This is a genomic window from Pollutimonas thiosulfatoxidans (assembly GCF_004022565.1).
Lineage (GTDB): Bacteria > Pseudomonadota > Gammaproteobacteria > Burkholderiales > Burkholderiaceae_B > Pusillimonas_D > Pusillimonas_D thiosulfatoxidans.
In genome coordinates this window covers 193,196-209,291 of the sequence record NZ_CP022987.1, presented here as the reverse complement: position 1 = coordinate 209,291, position 16,096 = coordinate 193,196, and the positions used below count along the sequence as shown (strand labels likewise).

The 16,096-nt window shown below is 62.0% G+C and carries 14 protein-coding genes; 2 read left to right on the top strand and 12 right to left on the bottom strand.

Annotated elements, in window-relative coordinates; genetic code table 11:
• Positions 1-2: 2 nt before the first annotated feature.
• The 8 genes from purE to tkt form a co-directional block, all read right to left on the bottom strand.
• Positions 3-527, bottom strand: coding sequence for a 5-(carboxyamino)imidazole ribonucleotide mutase (gene purE / locus CKA81_RS01005; RefSeq protein WP_164878311.1), 525 nt, complete (start codon positions 525-527; stop codon positions 3-5).
• A 7-nt stretch (positions 528-534) separates the two neighbouring features.
• Positions 535-1,416: a phosphoribosylaminoimidazolesuccinocarboxamide synthase gene (locus CKA81_RS01000; protein ID WP_128353627.1), complete on the bottom strand. Its 882-nt coding sequence runs from the start codon at positions 1,414-1,416 to the stop codon at positions 535-537.
• Entirely contained in the window at positions 1,417-2,481 is a 1,065-nt protein-coding gene (fba, locus tag CKA81_RS00995) for a class II fructose-bisphosphate aldolase (RefSeq protein WP_128353626.1), read from the bottom strand.
• A gap of 35 nt (positions 2,482-2,516) precedes the next feature.
• Complete coding sequence (gene mog, locus CKA81_RS00990; protein WP_128353625.1) at positions 2,517-3,152, bottom strand: molybdopterin adenylyltransferase; 636 nt, start codon at positions 3,150-3,152, stop codon at positions 2,517-2,519.
• A gap of 26 nt (positions 3,153-3,178) precedes the next feature.
• The gene (locus tag CKA81_RS00985) at positions 3,179-4,612 is read right to left on the bottom strand and encodes an aldehyde dehydrogenase family protein (protein WP_128353624.1); all 1,434 of its coding nucleotides are present in this window, start codon (positions 4,610-4,612) and stop codon (positions 3,179-3,181) included.
• A gap of 63 nt (positions 4,613-4,675) precedes the next feature.
• Positions 4,676-5,869, bottom strand: coding sequence for a phosphoglycerate kinase (locus CKA81_RS00980; RefSeq protein WP_128353623.1), 1,194 nt, complete (start codon positions 5,867-5,869; stop codon positions 4,676-4,678).
• Between the two features lie 94 nt (positions 5,870-5,963).
• Positions 5,964-6,977: a type I glyceraldehyde-3-phosphate dehydrogenase gene (gene gap / locus CKA81_RS00975; protein ID WP_128353622.1), complete on the bottom strand. Its 1,014-nt coding sequence runs from the start codon at positions 6,975-6,977 to the stop codon at positions 5,964-5,966.
• Positions 6,978-6,992: 15 nt separating this feature from the next.
• Complete coding sequence (tkt, locus tag CKA81_RS00970; protein WP_128353621.1) at positions 6,993-9,038, bottom strand: transketolase; 2,046 nt, start codon at positions 9,036-9,038, stop codon at positions 6,993-6,995.
• A gap of 87 nt (positions 9,039-9,125) precedes the next feature.
• Between tkt and CKA81_RS00965 the strand changes: the two genes are divergently transcribed.
• On the top strand, positions 9,126-9,860 hold the full coding sequence (locus tag CKA81_RS00965) for a 16S rRNA (uracil(1498)-N(3))-methyltransferase (protein WP_128353620.1): 735 nt from the start codon (positions 9,126-9,128) through the stop codon (positions 9,858-9,860).
• A gap of 23 nt (positions 9,861-9,883) precedes the next feature.
• Here the strand turns inward: CKA81_RS00965 and CKA81_RS00960 are convergent, their stop codons facing one another.
• The 4 genes from CKA81_RS00960 to CKA81_RS00945 all read right to left on the bottom strand — a co-directional run bounded on the left by CKA81_RS00960 (position 9,884) and on the right by CKA81_RS00945 (position 14,847).
• Positions 9,884-10,339 carry a barstar family protein gene (locus CKA81_RS00960; protein WP_128353619.1) on the bottom strand — a complete coding sequence of 152 codons (456 nt, stop codon included), beginning with the start codon at positions 10,337-10,339 and terminating at the stop codon, positions 9,884-9,886.
• On the bottom strand, positions 10,336-11,565 hold the full coding sequence (locus tag CKA81_RS00955) for a patatin-like phospholipase family protein (RefSeq protein WP_128353618.1): 1,230 nt from the start codon (positions 11,563-11,565) through the stop codon (positions 10,336-10,338). Before CKA81_RS00955 ends, CKA81_RS00960 begins: the two co-directional genes overlap by 4 nt.
• Positions 11,540-13,834 (bottom strand): NADP-dependent malic enzyme, encoded by a 2,295-nt coding sequence (locus tag CKA81_RS00950; RefSeq protein WP_128353617.1) that lies wholly within the window; start codon positions 13,832-13,834, stop codon positions 11,540-11,542. Before CKA81_RS00950 ends, CKA81_RS00955 begins: the two co-directional genes overlap by 26 nt.
• Before the next feature lie 86 nt (positions 13,835-13,920).
• Complete coding sequence (locus tag CKA81_RS00945) at positions 13,921-14,847, bottom strand: hypothetical protein (RefSeq protein WP_128353616.1); 927 nt, start codon at positions 14,845-14,847, stop codon at positions 13,921-13,923.
• 88 nt (positions 14,848-14,935) lie between these two features.
• Between CKA81_RS00945 and CKA81_RS00940 the strand changes: the two genes are divergently transcribed.
• A complete protein-coding gene (locus CKA81_RS00940; RefSeq protein ID WP_128353615.1) occupies positions 14,936-16,096 on the top strand; it encodes a pyridoxal phosphate-dependent aminotransferase in 1,161 nt (386 codons plus the stop codon).

The window sequence follows — 16,096 nt, the reverse complement described above, 5'->3', positions numbered from 1 at the left end:
CCCTAAAACGTAGGCGGCGGTGGCACGACCATGCCGCGCGCGGCATCGGTCTGGCGGGCGCGGTAATCGGCCAGCTTGCGCTGCAACGATGGGTCGGTGGTTGCCAGGCCGGCCACGACATGCAAAGCCGCGTTGGCGGCGCCCGCCTCGCCGATGGCGAAGGTCGCCACAGGAACGCCCTTGGGCATTTGAACGATGGACAGCAAGGAGTCTTCGCCGCGCAGATACCTGGATGGTACGGGTACGCCGTACACCGGCACGGCGGTGAGTGCCGCCATCATGCCGGGCAGGTGGGCGGCGCCACCTGCGCCGGCAATAATGGCCCGCAAGCCGCGGTCGTGCGCCTGGGCGCCGTAATCGACCATGTCCAGCGGCATGCGGTGCGCCGACACCACGCGAATGTCGTGCGCGACGCCGAACTCGTCAAGGATATCAGCGGCATGCTTCATGGTGTCCCAGTCGCTGGAAGAACCCATGATGATGCCCACTGTCGGCAAGGGGGCCTGCTTGTCGGTCACATCGCTCATGTGATAGTTAGCCAGTCGTCGTCAGACGCGTTAGTGCCTCTTGGTATTTGGCGCCGGTCTTGGCGGCGACTTCGGCCGGGAGTCGGGGCGCCGGCGGTGTTTTGTCCCAATCCTGGGTTTCGAGCCAGTCGCGAACGAACTGCTTGTCGAACGATGGCGGGCTGATGCCGACGGCATAGCTGTCTGCCGGCCAGAACCGCGACGAATCGGGCGTAAGGACTTCGTCCATGAGATGCAGGCGCCCATCGTCGTCCAGGCCGAACTCGAACTTGGTGTCGGCGATGATGATGCCCTTGGTTGCGGCGTACTGAGCCGCCTCGGTATACAGCCGCAAGGTGATGTCGCGCACTTGCTCGGCCAGCGCCGGACCGATTTCCCGAACCACGTAGTCGAAGTCAACGTTCTCGTCATGCTGGCCGAACTCGGCCTTGGCCGCCGGGGTAAAGATGGGCTGAGGCAGCTTGTCGGCCTGCCGCAGGCCTTCGGGCAGGGCAATGCCGCAAACCGCGCCGGTCCGTTGGTAGTCGTTCCAGCCAGAGCCTATCAGGTAGCCACGCGCCACAGCCTCGACCAGTATAGGTTTTAGCCGCTTGACGACCACCGCGCGACCGGCGACCTGAACCCGCTCGGCCGCCGTGACGACCTCTTCGGGAAGAATGCCGGTGGCATGGTTGGGCACGATATGCGCAAGCTTTTTCAACCAGAACTCGGTAAGTTCGGTCAACACCCGGCCCTTGCCCGGTATGGGATCGTCCAAAATGACGTCAAAGGCAGAGATGCGATCGCTAGCCACAATAAGCAGCTTGTCGTCACCCACCGCATACATGTCGCGGACCTTGCCGCGACCCAGCAGGGGCAACGACGTCAAGCTCGATTCGTGCAAACCCATTTACTGTACGACCTGGGCCAGCTCGCCGGCGGCGTAACGACGCGCCATTTCGTCCAAGGGAATGACCTTGATCTTGCTGGCATTGCCCGCCGTACCGAACTGCTCGTAACGCTGCAGGCAGATCTTCTTGGCAGCTTCGCGAGCGGGTTTCAGGTATTCGCGCGGGTCGAACTTGCTGGGGTTTTCGCCCATAAAACGACGGATGGCGCCGGTCATGGCCAGGCGGATGTCGGTATCGATGTTGATCTTGCGTACGCCGAACTTGATGGCCTCTTGGATTTCTTCCACAGGCACACCGTAGGTTTCCTTCATGTCGCCGCCGAACTCGCGGATTTCAGCAAGAAGGTCCTGGGGCACGCTGGAGCTGCCGTGCATGACCAAGTGCGTATTGGGCAGGCGGTGGTGGATTTCCTTGATGCGCGAAATGGACAGGATATCGCCCGTGGGCTTGCGCGTGAACTTATAGGCGCCATGGCTGGTGCCAATGGCAATGGCCAGGGCGTCCAGTTGGGTCTGGCGCACGAAGTCGGCCGCCTGCTCGGGATCGGTAAGCAGTTGCTCCATGGTCATGGTGCCTTCGGCACCGTGACCGTCTTCTTTGTCGCCCATCATGGTTTCCAGCGAGCCCAGGCAACCGAGTTCGCCTTCGACCGTGACGCCCAGCTTGTGGGCCATTTCGACCACCCGGCGGGTAACATCGACGTTGTAATCGTAGTCGGCGACGGATTTTCCGTCTTCCATTAAGGAGCCGTCCATCATGACACTGGTAAAGCCCAGGTCGATGGCGCCCTTGCACACTGCGGGCGACTGCCCGTGGTCTTGGTGCATGACGACCGGAATATGGGGATAGGTTTCGACGGCAGCCTGGATAAGGTACTTCAGGAAGCCTTCGCCGGCGTACTTGCGCGCGCCAGCCGAGGCCTGCATGATCACGGGGCTATCGGTTTCAGCGGCCGCTTCCATGATCGCCTGAACTTGTTCAAGGTTGTTGACGTTGAATGCGGGGATGCCATAGCTATTCTCGGCTGCATGGTCGAGCAGCTGGCGCATGGAAACAAGGGCCATGAAAAGACTCCTGAAATCAATTGAAGGGGTTGGCCCTATTTTACCCCATCGCCCCGAATGGCGGACTTAGGCCGAAATGCCTTGACGATGTGATCGTGGGTTTCGACATATGGCCCACCGATCAGGTCTATGCAGTAAGGCACAGCGGCGAAAATTCCCGGTGTCAGTACCTTGCCGTCGGCCTCTTTCAAGCCTTCCAGGGTTTCCTGGATGGCGCGCGGCTGCCCCGGCAAGTTGATGATCAAGGCGGCATGGCCTGGTTTCTCGCGGATAACCGCCACCTGGCGCGACAGAATGGCTGTAGGCACGAACTGCAGGCTGATCTGGCGCATCTGCTCGCCAAAGCCTGGCATTTCGCGGCTGCCTACGGCCAGGGTCGCCTCCGGCGTTACATCGCGTCGCGCCGGCCCGGTGCCTCCGGTGGTAAGAATCAGATCGCAGCCCAGACGATCCACCAAATGGATGAGGGTGGCCGATATCTGGCCGACATCATCGGGAATCAGCCGGGACACGCACTGCGGCGGCCGGGTCAGGGCGCCCGTCAGCCACGACTGCAGCGCCGGGATGCCCTGGTCTTCATAGGTGCCGCTAGCGGCCCGGTCGGAAATCGAAACCAATCCGACCAATAGCTGGTCGGGATGCTCGCGTACGAGCGGCTGAAATACAGACATGTTGCTCCTGCAATCGCCTGATAACGTCAATGACGGATGGCGATGGTTTTAAGGGTGGTGAATCCGTATAAGGCCTCAAAGCCTTTTTCACGGCCATAACCGGACTGGCCGGTACCGCCAAACGGCAGTTCGACGCCGCCGCCCGCGCCGTAATTGTTGATGAAGACCTGACCGGACCGAATGGCGCGAGCCATGCGCAGCTGCCGCGCACCGTCGCTCGTCCAGATACCGGCCACCAGGCCGAAGGGGGTGTTGTTGGCGATATGCAGCGCCTGCGCTTCGGTCTCGAAAGGGATCGCCGACAGCACCGGACCGAAAATTTCTTCCTGCGCCAAGCGGTGATCGGGCGGCACATCGGCCAGCAGCACCGGTGCCTGGTAGTAGCCACCGCCAGGCGCGTTAGCATCCAGGACGCCCCGCGCAGCCACCAGGATGCCTGCCTCGTCTGCCGACCCCAGGAAGGACCGCACCCTTTCCAGTTGGCGGGCGTTGATCAGGGGGCCGCAATCCGGGTCGTCGCTGGCGGCGCCCGTGCGGGTAGCCTGAAAAAGCTCGGACAGGCGTGCGATGACATCAGCATAGATGGCACGCTGCACCAACAGGCGGCTGCCGGCCGAACAGGTCTGCCCCGCGTTTTGGATGATGGCGTTCAGGACCACCGGCAACGCTGCCTCGATATCGGCGTCAGAAAACAAGATTTGCGGAGATTTACCGCCCAGTTCAAGCGTGACCGGCGCAAAGTGCGCAGCGGCAGCTATGGCCACTTGCTGCCCGGCTTGCGGCGAACCGGTAAATGAAATGTGATCGATGCCGGCGTGGGCCGACAAGGCGGCGCCGGCCTCAGCGCCCAACCCGGTGCAAATATTAAGCGCACCGGCAGGCAGCCCGACGTCGGCCGCGATCTCGGCCACCTTCAGCAGCGACAGACAGGCGTCCTCGGCCGGCTTGACCACGCAAGCGTTGCCTGCGGCCAGCGACGCGAAGACGCTACGACCGAATATCTGCAGCGGGTAATTCCAGGGAACGATATGGCCGGTGACACCGTGCGGCTCGCGCACTGTCATGACGGTATAGTCGCGCGGATAGGGAATGGTCGCGCCATGCAGCTTGTCGGCCGCACCCGCGTAGAACTCGGCGTAGCGCGCCACCGCAGCGGCGTCGGCGCGCGCCTGCTTCATGGGCTTGCCGGTATCGCGGGATTCGATCTGCGCCAAGACTTCCAGTTGGTCTTGCAGTGCCACACTGAGGCGCAGCAGCAAGCGACTGCGCTCGGCCGGGCTGGTTTTGCCCCATGCCCCTTCGTAAGCCGTTCGGGCCGCCCGTACCGCGGCATCGATATCCGAGGCTCCCGACCGCGCGATCTCGGCGTATTCCTGGCCCGTCGAGGGATCGTAGACCGCTATCGTCTCGCCGGTGAGCGCACTGAACCACTGGTTGCCAATGAAGTTTTGGTAGATCATATTGCGCTCCCAAATTTTGCCGGCGACAAGCGCGCCGGCATTGCGACACCACGGCCCGGGTACTTAGCCCTGCGCGCGCTGCTCCAACACTTGGACGGCGGGCAAGGTCTTGCCTTCCAGGAACTCGAGGAAGGCCCCGCCACCTGTGGAAATATAGCCGACGCGATCGCCAATATGGTATTTGGCAATTGCGGCCAAGGTATCGCCGCCGCCCGCGATCGAGAAACCTTCGGCGTCGGCAATGGCCTTGGAGACCACCTCGGTGCCGTTTGCAAAGGCGTCGAACTCGAACACGCCCACCGGTCCATTCCAGACGATAGTGCCGGCCTGTTTGATGATGGCGGCCAATTGTTCAGCGGTTTCAGGACCGATATCGAGAATCTGGTCGTCAGTATCGACCTGGTCGGCGGCCTTGACCGTTGCGGCTGCGTCGGCGCTGAAGGCCTTGGCACACACCACGTCCACCGGTATGGGCACGGCGGCACCGCGTTGTTTCATCATGTCGATGACGGCACGCGCCTGATCCACCTGGTCGTGTTCGGCCAGCGACTTGCCGACGGGCAGTCCGGCAGCCAGCATGAAGGTATTGGCAATACCCCCGCCCACCACCAGTTGATCGACCTTCTCGGCCAGCGACTTGAGGATGGAAAGTTTGGTTGACACCTTGGACCCGCCCACGATGGCTACCAGCGGGCGCTGGGGATTCTGCAGCGCGCGGCCCAGCGCGTCCAGTTCGGCGGCAAGCAGCGGGCCGGCACAGGCGACCGGCGCAAACTGCGCAATGCCATGGGTAGTGGCCTCGGCGCGATGCGCTGTGCCGAAGGCATCGTTGACGTAGACATCGCACAGGGCCGCCATCTTGCGTGCCAGTTCAGGATCGTTTTTTTTCTCGCCTACGTTGCAACGGCAGTTCTCGAGCAGGAGCACCCGGCCGACTTCGGCATTGACGCCGTCCACCCAGTCGGAGATCAGGTCGACGGGCTGTCCGAGCACTTCGGACAAGCGACGCGCCACCGGCGCCAGGGTGTCGTCCGGACCCACGGTACCTTCGGTCGGCCGTCCAAGGTGCGAGGTGACCATGACGGCGGCGCCGGCATCCAGCGCCATGCGTATGGCCGGAACCGAAGCCCGTATGCGGGTATCTTCAGTGACCTGGCCATCCTTCAGGGGCACATTGAGGTCAGAACGGATGAAGACACGCTTGCCGGCAAGCGCGCCCGACTGGGCAAGAGACTTCAGGGTATTGATGGTGGGCATGATGGTTGAATCCTGAGGCAACATGACAGATATGGCAAGCGGATATGGCAAGGGCGGGTTGCCCCGCCCTTCAATGTACCGGTGGTGCGGCCGATTACTTGGCGGCCATCAGTGCCACCGTGGTATCGAGCATACGATTGGAGAAACCCCACTCGTTGTCGTACCAGGAGCCTACCTTGACCAGGGTGCCGGAGACCTTGGTCAGGCCGGCATCGACGGTGCTCGAAGCGGGGTCGTGATTGAAGTCGATCGACACCAGCGGCTCTTCCGTGTAGTTCAAAATACCCTTCAGCGGACCTTCGCTGGCCGCAGCCTTCAGGATGCCGTTGACCTCTTCGACCGAAGTTTCACGCGCCGCAACGAAAGACAGATCGACAATGGACACGTTAAGCGTAGGCACGCGGATGGCATAACCGTCCAGCTTGCCGTTCAGCTCGGGCAGCACCAGACCCACAGCCGATGCCGCGCCAGTCTTGGTCGGGATCATGCTGGTCGTGGCCGAACGCGCGCGGCGCAGGTCTTCGTGATAGACGTCGGTAAGAACCTGGTCGTTGGTATAGGCATGCACCGTCGTCATCAAGCCATTGACGATGCCCAGCTTCTGGTGCAGCGGATGAACCAGCGGAGCCAGGCAGTTGGTGGTGCACGATGCATTCGAAATAACGGTATCGCTGGCCTTGAGGACCGAGTGATTGACGCCGTACACGATGGTGGCGTCGACATCCTTGCCACCAGGCGCCGAGATAATCACCTTTTTGGCGCCGCCGCGCAGGTGGGCGCTGGCTTTTTCTTTGCTGGTGAAGAAACCGGTGCACTCGAGCACCACATCGACATTCAGCTCGCCCCAGGGCAAAGCGGCCGGGTCGCGGTTGGCCAGCACGCGAATACGATCGCCATTGACGACCATGTAGTCGCCGTCGACCTCGACCGTGCCTGGGAATTTGCCATGAGCCGTGTCAAAACGCGTCAGGTGCGCGTTGGTCTTGGGGTCGCCCAGGTCGTTGATGGCCACGATCTGGATGTCGTGTTTCTTGCCGCTTTCGTAAAGGGCCCGCAAAATATTACGGCCGATACGGCCGTAACCGTTGATCGCCACACGTATGGTCATTGATGCTCTCCTGTTTTATAAAACCTGTTCGACGGCCGCAGCAACGCGCTCGGCAGTCAAGCCAAAATACGTGAACAAATCGCCAGCCGGGGCCGATTCGCCATAAGTGTCCAGACCAACCACTGCACCGTCCAGACCAACATACTTGTACCAGCCGGCAGTTACGCCGGCCTCCACCGCTACACGCGGCAGGCCCTTGGGCAAGACGGCTTCGCGCCACTGAGCGTCCTGCGCGTCGAAGACATTGGTGCAAGGCATGGACACGACCCGCACCGCCACGCCCTGTTGCGCCAGTTGTTCTTGTGCAGCCAGGGCCAAGCCGACTTCCGAGCCGGTGGCAATGATTACCGCCTTGGCATCTTTGGCGTCGCGCAATACATAGCCGCCACGCTGGATGGCTGCGATCGTATCGGCGTCGCGGTCAACAAATGGCAGATTTTGCCGCGACAGCAGCAATGCCGATGGGCCACCGTCGCGCACGGTCATGCCCACGCTGACGGGCCGCTGGATGGCGCAAACCCATGCGACGGCGGTTTCGGTCGTATCGCAAGGGCGCCACACATGCAGGTTGGGTATCAGGCGCAAGCTGGCGGCATGCTCGACCGACTGGTGGGTGGGGCCGTCTTCGCCCAGGCCGATGGAGTCGTGCGTGAATACATGCACCACCCGTTGCTTCATAAGCGCCGCCATGCGCAGGGCATTGCGCGAGTAGTCGGAAAAGGTCAGGAAGGTGCCGCCGAAAGGCAGGTAGCCGCCATGCAGCGCCACGCCGTTCATGATGGCAGCCATGCCGAACTCGCGCACGCCGTAGTTGATGTGGCGCCCAAACTGCAGTTGCGGCTGTCCCGCACGAACGGCCTGCGCCCCCTTCCAGTCGGTAAGGTTTGATCCGGTCAGGTCGGCCGATCCGCCCAGCATTTCGGGCAGCATCTCGACCAAGGCGGTGATGGCCAACTGGGAAGCCTTGCGGCTGGCGACGGTTTCGGCCTTTTGGCTGGTGGCCTCGATGAAGGCGACGCTACGCTCGGCAAAGTCAGCGGGCAAGTCGCCGGCCATGCGGCGTTGCAGTTCGGCGGCTTCGGTCGGGAAGGCCTGCGCGTAGGCGTCGAAGCGCGTTTGCCATTCGGCTTGCTGTTGCTGCCCTTGCTGTTTGGCGTCCCAGTGTGCATAGATGTCGGCCGGGATCTCGAAGGCTGCATGAGGCCAGTTCAGCGCTACACGGGTAGCCTCGATTTCCGCGGCGCCCAAGGCGGCGCCATGGACCTTCTCGCTGCCGGCGGCATTGGGCGCGCCCTTGCCGATCACGGTGCGACAGCAGATCAGTGTGGGGCCCTTGCCCTGGGCTGCCAGGTCTTTCGCCTGAGCGATGGCGCGATCCACAGCCTGGCTATCGTGACCGTCCACGCCGGGCAGGACGTTCCAGCCATAGCTCTTGAAGCGCGTGGGCGTATCGTCGCCGAACCAGTTCTCGACGCGGCCGTCAATGGAAATGCCGTTGTCGTCGTAAAACACGATCAGCTTGGACAGCTTGAGCGTACCGGCCAGCGAGCAAACTTCGTGCGAAATGCCTTCCATCAGGCAACCATCGCCCACGAAGGCATAGGTGTAGTGGTCGACCACGGCGTGGCCCTGGCGATTGAACTCTTCCGCCAGCAAGGCTTCGCTCAAGGCCATGCCCACCGCATTGGCCAGCCCCTGGCCCAGCGGCCCGGTGGTGGTCTCTACACCTGCGGTAATACCCACCTCGGGGTGCCCGGGGGTACGTGAATGCAATTTGCGGAAATTGCGGAGCTCTTCGATAGGCAGGTCGTAGCCGGTAAGATGCAGCAAGGCGTAGATCAGCATGGATCCGTGGCCGTTGGACAACACGAAGCGGTCGCGGTTGGCCCATGCGGGGTCGGACGGATTGTGCCGCAGATGCCGGGTCCAGAGGACCTCGGCGATGTCTGCCATGCCCATGGGCGCCCCGGGATGCCCCGAGTTGGCTTGTTGAACTGCGTCCATGGAAAGCGCACGTATGGCGTTGGCCATGGACGAATCTTGGGCAGGCGTAAGGCTCATTGAAGACTCGCACGAGGCGTCAGGCCCTAAAATGGGCCCAACCCCTTCATTATGGTTTACAAAGCCTACGATTTTACCACCTACCCCATGGCAACTTCCCGCTTCTACATTCCCGAGCCGTTGGCTCCAAATACCACGATCGCCCTGCCGGTCGCGCTGGCGCACCATGCCTTGCGGGTGTTGCGTCTGCCGGCCGGCGCGCCCATCGTGTTATTCGATGGTCGGGGCGGGCAATACCCCGCTCGCCTCCTCATCGACGGCAAGCGCGGTTACGCCGAGCTGGGGGCTCACGACCCCGTGGAAGCAGAGCTGCCCGGGCGCATCACCCTCGCGCAAGGCATCGCGGCCAGCGACAAAATGGATTGGGTGATCGAGAAGGCGGTTGAACTGGGAGCCGCCTGCGTCGCTCCCATTGCCGCGCAACGCAGCGTGCTGCAGCTATCGGGCGAGCGTCTGCAGAAGCGTCTGGCGCACTGGCAGCGCATTGCCCAGGCGGCAAGCGAACAAAGTGGCCGCAACCGCATCATGGAAGTGCTGGCGCCGCAGACGCTCGCCGGCTGGCTGGAAGCCCGTCCGGACGCAGCGACTTCCATGTTGTTCTGTCATCCGGGCAGTGCCCAAACACTCGAACAGGCCTTGTCGACCGCAGGTGACGAATTGACGCTGTTGGTGGGGCCTGAAGGCGGGTGGTCGGAAGCGGAGCTGGCGCTGGTGGAGCGTCACGGCCTGACCGGCGTACGCTTCGGCCAGCGCGTCTTGCGAACAGAAACCGCCGGTCTGGCCCTGATCGCCGCCGTCAGTGCCTTGCGCGGCTGGCAATAAGCGCCAGGCCATGCGACAAGACGCTAGCCCGAGTACGGCGTAGGGACGACACCAGGCTCAGGATCGGGGTGCTTGCCGGCATGCTCGACGGCAAAGGCAAAGCGCCTGTCGTTATTGGCTGCAAACTCGGCGACGTCGACGCATACGGCAACAATGGCCTTGGCATCTTCGGTCAGTGCCGGATCGCCCGAATGAAGTTTGTCGAACCACAGGAACAGGCCGTTCTTGTGATCCAGCAGCGTGTCGCACAAGCAGTCATAGAGCGCATCGAGATTGCCACCGAAGAATTCGGGGAAATCCACAGCCTTCACCACGGCACGCAACACCGCCGAGCGGCTGCGAGCCCGATCACAATGCACGATCAGGCCGGTCATGCCAGCCGCTTGCGCGGCATCGATCGCTTCCTCGCGAGAGACGGCGGACGCATCGATCAAACCGCCTTTTTGCAATTTCTTTTGCAATGACTGCGCTTGGCTCATTCGGGCGCCTCCTTGAAAAACGCTTTGACTTCTTCAACACGGTTCATGCTGTCCGCCCGCCCCAGGCGAACGAGCTCCCGCGTATAACCGGACTCAAACAACAGGTACGAAATCAGGGCACCATCACCGCCAGCTGCAAGCCGGGAAGTTGACGATACACCAAGGACGCGGAAAAGGGTACGGGCAGCCCGAGGCATCTCTTCTATATGAGCCAGGGCCATTTCATCGAGTGAGCGGCTAGGCGTGACGACAAAAGTGCTCACCGGGCGCAACGACTGGCTTTGTAATCCATTTGCTGGCACTTGGGCAAGCAAGTCGTTGATGCGTTGCATCCGTTCCACATCCATGGACAGGCTGTCCAGAAAAATATTGGACAAGGCATGACCGCCAATCTGGGCCAGCGACGGGTAAGGAGGATCGATCTTGCGGTATTCGGGATGGGTGTCGTCCTTGTAGCCGGTGCCTATCACGACTATCTTTTCCGCACCAAGATGGATGGCCGGGCTCATGGGAGCCAACTGCCGCATGGAGCCATCACCGCACCATAGGGTCTGGCCCTGTACCAACATGGCCTGGGCCGGAAAAATAAATGGGATGGCACTGGAAGCCAGCAGATGGTCTATGCCAATGTTGCAAGGGACTGCTTCGCGCAAGGAACGCTGCCACGGCTTGATGGTGGCATGCGATTGATAGAAGGTCAGATGCTCGCCGGTGGTATAGGCGGTAGCGGTAATGGCCAGCGCATGCAGCAGGCCGTCGGCCAGGTTATGCCGCAGGCTGTCGAAATCCAGGGTGGCCTTCAGCAGTTCGCCCAGCGGCGCATTATCCAGAAAGGACCGCGGCTGCCGCTCGCGCAAGCCCGGAAACAGCCAGCCCGTGGTCAACATGCCGAACCAGCGCAAGCCGGTGCGCAGCAGGCGCGGCCCATCCGCGTGGTAGATCATGCCGGTGTGCAGGTTGCTCCAGAGCTGCTCCAGCCTGTCCATGGCGCGATGCGGGTTGTGCGCATGGCAGGCCAGCGTTCCTGCGTTGATCGCGCCCGCAGAGGTGCCACAGATAATATCGAAGGGGTTGCTAAAGTCTGGCGAGCGATGCGGATCAAGGATCTCCATAATGCCCGCCAGCACGCCAACCTGATAGGCCGCACGTGCGCCGCCACCTGTCAAGATCAGGCCAACGGCGTTGTCGCGAACAGCCGCGTCAGACAGGGCGCGGCGTGTTGGCATCGAGCACCGTCAGCGCAGCCATGTTGACTATCCGGCGCACTGTCGAACTTGAGGTCAGGATATGCACTGGCGCATTCACGCCCAGCAAGAAAGGCCCCACCGCCACATTGCCGCCGGCGGCTGTCTTGAGCAAGTTGTAGGCAATGTTGCCTGAATCGACATTTGGACAAATCAACAGATTGGCCTCGCCATGCAGACTGGTGGTGGGCAGTATGCGCTGCCGCAAGGCTTCGTCCAGGGCACAGTCGCCATGCATTTCGCCATCGATCTGCAGCTCGGGCTCTCGCGCCCGCACCAGGGCTAGCGCCTCTTGCATCTTCGCGCCGGAGGCCGAGCTGCCGCTGCCGAAATTGGATCGCGACAACAAGGCCACCCGTGGCTCGAGGTTCAAACGGCGCATTTCCGCCGCAGCGGCCATCGTGATCTCGGCAATCTGTTCGGCGTCGGGGTCGTCGTTGATATGAGTGTCGGCAAGTGCAATAGTGCGCTCGGTAAGCAAAAGGATGTTCATGGCGGCATAGGTCTTGGCACCGGGAGCCTTGCCGATGACCTCGTCGATGAAGCGCAAGTGATCTGCATAGGCGCCTACGGTTCCGCACACCAGCCCGTCGGCATCGCCCAAATGCACCATCATGGCCCCGATCAAGGTCAGGCGGCGGCGCATCTCGACACGCGCCATCTCTTTGCTGATGCCGCGACGACACATGATTTCCCAGTAGGTCGTCCAGTAGCGATGAAAGCGTTCGTCGTAATCGGGATTGGTGACTTCAACGTCCTGACCCAGGCGCAGCCGCAGGCCAAAGCGTTCGATGCGGTCGGCCAACACCGATGGCCGACCCACCAAAATGGGCTTGGCCAGTTTCTCGTCAACCACGATCTGAACGGCACGCAAGACCCGTTCATCTTCGCCTTCGGTAAAGACGATGCGCGCCTTGCCGCCATCACGCACCAGTTTGCGCACTGTCGAGAACAAGGGCTTCATGAACGAACCCGAGCGATAAACAAAGCGCTGCAACTGCTCGGCATAGCTATCGATGTCGGCCAGAGGCCGGGTCGCGACACCGTCTTCCATGGCGGCGGTGGCCACCGCGACGGCAATCCGCACGATCAGGCGCGGATCAAAAGGCTTGGGGATGAAATACTCGCGACCGAAAGACACTCCATAAGTGCCATAGGCGGCGGCCACGACATCGTTTTGCTCTTCCCTGGCGAGCTTGCAGATGGCCAACACAGCGGCCTTCTCCATGCCCCGGGTAATCGTCCTGGCGCCGACATCCAGTGCGCCACGGAAAATATACGGAAAGCACAGAACGTTGTTGACCTGATTGGGATAGTCGGAGCGGCCGGTGGCCATGACGACATCGTCGCGCACCGCATGGGCGTCTTCCGGGAGGATCTCCGGGTTGGGATTGGCCAGCGCAAGGATCAAGGGCTTGTCAGCCATGCGGGCCACCATGTCGGGCTTCAGCACACCACCAGCGGAAAGGCCCAGGAACACATCCGCCCCTTCGATAACTTCAGCCAGGCTGCGGGCCGGGGTATCTTGCGCAAAACGCGCCTTGTCCGGATCCATCAGCGTCGTGCGCCCCGTGTAGACCACGCCCTCGATATCAGTCACCCAGATGTGCTCAATCGGCACACCGAAATCCACCAGCAAGTCCAGACAGGCCAGCGCGGCCGCGCCCGCGCCGGATACGACCACCTTGATGTCAGCAATGTCTTTGCCCACCACCTTCAGGCCGTTGATGAAGGCAGCCGAGACCGTGATGGCCGTGCCGTGCTGGTCGTCGTGGAATACGGGGATGTTCAGCCGCTCGCGCAGCTTGCGCTCGACCGTAAAGCACTCGGGCGCCTTGATGTCTTCCAGGTTGATGCCGCCGAAAGTGGGCTCCAGCCCGGCAATGATCTCGACCAGCTTGTCCGGATCGGTTTCATTGATCTCGATGTCGAACACATCGATGCCGGCAAACTTCTTGAACAGCACGGCCTTGCCTTCCATCACCGGCTTGGAAGCCAGCGCGCCGATATTGCCCAAGCCCAACACCGCCGTGCCGTTGGTGATCACCCCAACCAGATTGCCTCGGCTGGTGTAGCGGAAAGCATTCTGCTCATCGGCCACGATCTCTTCGCAAGCTGCCGCCACACCCGGGGAATAAGCCAGGGCCAAGTCACGCTGATTCGACAACTGCTTGGTGGGTGTGACCGAAATTTTGCCGGGGCCGCCGTGCTCGTGGTATTCCAGAGCCGCCTTGCGAAGAGTTTCTTCCATGGTTGTTGCGCCGATTTATTAATGTAAGAGACGCTCATTCTAGCGCCATGACAGCGGCTGGAAACAGCGGCCGCCATGGCTGCCACTTACAGGTCTTGCCCCGGGTGCGGGAACAGGCCCTCTGCATCAAACAGGGCCTTCACCTGCGTGTCCAGTTCGCTGGCAGGCAGCTCCAGGCCCAGGCCGGTGGCGCGACTGGCGGTAAAGCGCTGCGAATAAGGGGGCTCGGACTGCGGCTGGACTTCTTGCTCGTCAATGACCAACCAGTCCACCCAACCCAGATCGCCGCCATGCCCCAGCAATAGATGGGCGAGGTTGGGCGTCTGCCCCGAAGCGGGCTTCAGTGCGTCCAGCCTGTAGCGTCCAGGCCATGAGCTTGAAGCGGCGCATTGAGCGGCATGGTCTCCGGCGGCCAGTTGGAACAAGGCTGGCACCATGCGCTGCAAGCGGGCGCCTTCCAGCGGCTTGGCATTGGCCTCGCCAAACGGGCCCAGCCCGGCAACGGTGCCATCAGCCAGCAATACCGAGGCGTATACCAATCCGGAATCCGCGGTGGCGCCGGTCTCCCAGTCGCACAGCGTGCGGTCGGCAAGCCACGCGGCCACGCTGATGTGGCAGGGGAGATCCTGAAACTGCGTCAATCCGGCGTCCACCAGATCGCCCAGCAGGCAGCCAGGCTGGACAAACCACCGTGTACTGCCCTCTTCCAGGCGCTGGCAACGGCCCAAGTCTTTGCCAGGTTCGACCCACAACACCAGTTGGTCGTCCATACGCGCAGGGTGGGACATGCCGTCCAACGCGAACACCACGCCGTATTCGGCGCAAAGGGCGCGAGCGTGGTGCACGTCGGACGCCTGCTTGGGCATCAGGCGCGCACTGTCGCCACCGCCCGGCATCTCGAACTGATAGAAAGTGCCTGTGGCGACGTTGCGCAAGCGCTGGCAGAAGGCTTCCCAGGGTGTCTGGGAAGATCGCCGGCCTGTCAGGAATGCGCGACGCGAGTTTGATTGCATGGTGATATCCTTTACTGCGGCTTTGAATCAGAGCGCTGGCCGCAAGCGCCCCTTACAATCGTTGCTTTTTATCCCGGATGATAGCCTTATGCCGCGCCTTGCCAAGCGTATTGAACAAGTTATGCCATTTTACGCTGTGGAGCTCTTCAAACAGGCCGTTGCCTTGAACGCACAAGGTCGAGACATTATCAGCCTCGGTATCGGCGAACCCGATTTTACGGCGCCGCCCCAGGTCGTCGAGACCTTGAACCGCGCGGCACAGGCCGGGCTCAGCGGGTACACCTCGCCAGCCGGCATCATGCCCTTGCGCGCCGCCATCGCCGACTATTACGCAGCCCAGTTCGGCGCAACGGTGTCCCCGGACCGCGTCATCATTACCTCCGGCGCTTCTGGCGCCTTGCTGCTGGCCTGCATGACGTTGGTCAATCCGGGCGACGAAGTGCTGATGCCGGATCCCTCCTACCCTGCCAACCAGAACTTCGTTACGGCGGCCGGCGGCATACCGCGGCTGATCCCGGCCTCGGCCGAGCAACGCTTCCAGCTCGATGCCGCCGACATCCGCGAACACTGGGGCCCGGCTACGCGCGGCGTACTGATTGCTTCGCCCAGCAATCCCACCGGCGCCTCCATCGACCGCGAGGCCTTGCGGGCACTGGTTGCAGAGGTGAAGCAGCGCGACGGCTTCGTCATCATGGACGAAATCTACCTGGGCCTGTATTACGAAGACCAACCCGAAAGCGCGCTGACCCTGGATGACAGCATTGTCATCATCAACAGTTTCTCCAAGTACTTTCACATGACGGGTTGGAGGCTGGGGTGGCTGATCGTGCCGCCTCATTTGGAAGCTCCAGTGGAAAAACTGGCGGCCAGCCTGGCGATTTGTGCGCCCTCGCTTGCCCAGCATGCGGCACTGACCTGCTTCGAGCCCGAGGTACTGCGCCTATACGAGACCCGCCGCCTGTCTTTCAAGCAGCGCCGCGACTACCTGCTGCCTGAGTTTGAGCGACTTGGTTTGCGGGTACCTGTGGTGCCCGACGGCGCTTTCTACATCTATGCCGATATCACCGAGCACAGCGCTGACAGCAGGGATTTCTCGCACCGCTTGTTGCACGAGGCCGGAGTGGCTGCCGTGCCAGGAATGGACTTCGGCCCGGCCCACGCCACATCGATGCTGCGCTTCTCGTATGCCACGGGCCTGGACCGGCTGGAAGAGGCGATAGCCCGGATGGGCCGTTTCCTGCAGGGCTAG

Coding starts and splice junctions, on each gene's coding strand:
- CKA81_RS00965 (WP_128353620.1), top strand. CDS start 9,126: ATGGCAACTTCCCGCTTCTACATTCCCGAGCCGTTGGCTCCAAATACC.
- CKA81_RS00985 (WP_128353624.1), bottom strand. CDS start 4,612: ATGATCTACCAAAACTTCATTGGCAACCAGTGGTTCAGTGCGCTCACC.
- gap (WP_128353622.1), bottom strand. CDS start 6,977: ATGACCATACGTGTGGCGATCAACGGTTACGGCCGTATCGGCCGTAAT.
- CKA81_RS00940 (WP_128353615.1), top strand. CDS start 14,936: ATGCCGCGCCTTGCCAAGCGTATTGAACAAGTTATGCCATTTTACGCT.
- CKA81_RS00945 (WP_128353616.1), bottom strand. CDS start 14,847: ATGCAATCAAACTCGCGTCGCGCATTCCTGACAGGCCGGCGATCTTCC.
- CKA81_RS00980 (WP_128353623.1), bottom strand. CDS start 5,869: ATGCCCACCATCAATACCCTGAAGTCTCTTGCCCAGTCGGGCGCGCTT.
- purE (WP_164878311.1), bottom strand. CDS start 527: ATGAGCGATGTGACCGACAAGCAGGCCCCCTTGCCGACAGTGGGCATC.
- CKA81_RS00960 (WP_128353619.1), bottom strand. CDS start 10,339: ATGAGCCAAGCGCAGTCATTGCAAAAGAAATTGCAAAAAGGCGGTTTG.
- CKA81_RS00955 (WP_128353618.1), bottom strand. CDS start 11,565: ATGCCAACACGCCGCGCCCTGTCTGACGCGGCTGTTCGCGACAACGCC.
- mog (WP_128353625.1), bottom strand. CDS start 3,152: ATGTCTGTATTTCAGCCGCTCGTACGCGAGCATCCCGACCAGCTATTG.
- CKA81_RS01000 (WP_128353627.1), bottom strand. CDS start 1,416: ATGGGTTTGCACGAATCGAGCTTGACGTCGTTGCCCCTGCTGGGTCGC.
- CKA81_RS00950 (WP_128353617.1), bottom strand. CDS start 13,834: ATGGAAGAAACTCTTCGCAAGGCGGCTCTGGAATACCACGAGCACGGC.
- fba (WP_128353626.1), bottom strand. CDS start 2,481: ATGGCCCTTGTTTCCATGCGCCAGCTGCTCGACCATGCAGCCGAGAAT.
- tkt (WP_128353621.1), bottom strand. CDS start 9,038: ATGAGCCTTACGCCTGCCCAAGATTCGTCCATGGCCAACGCCATACGT.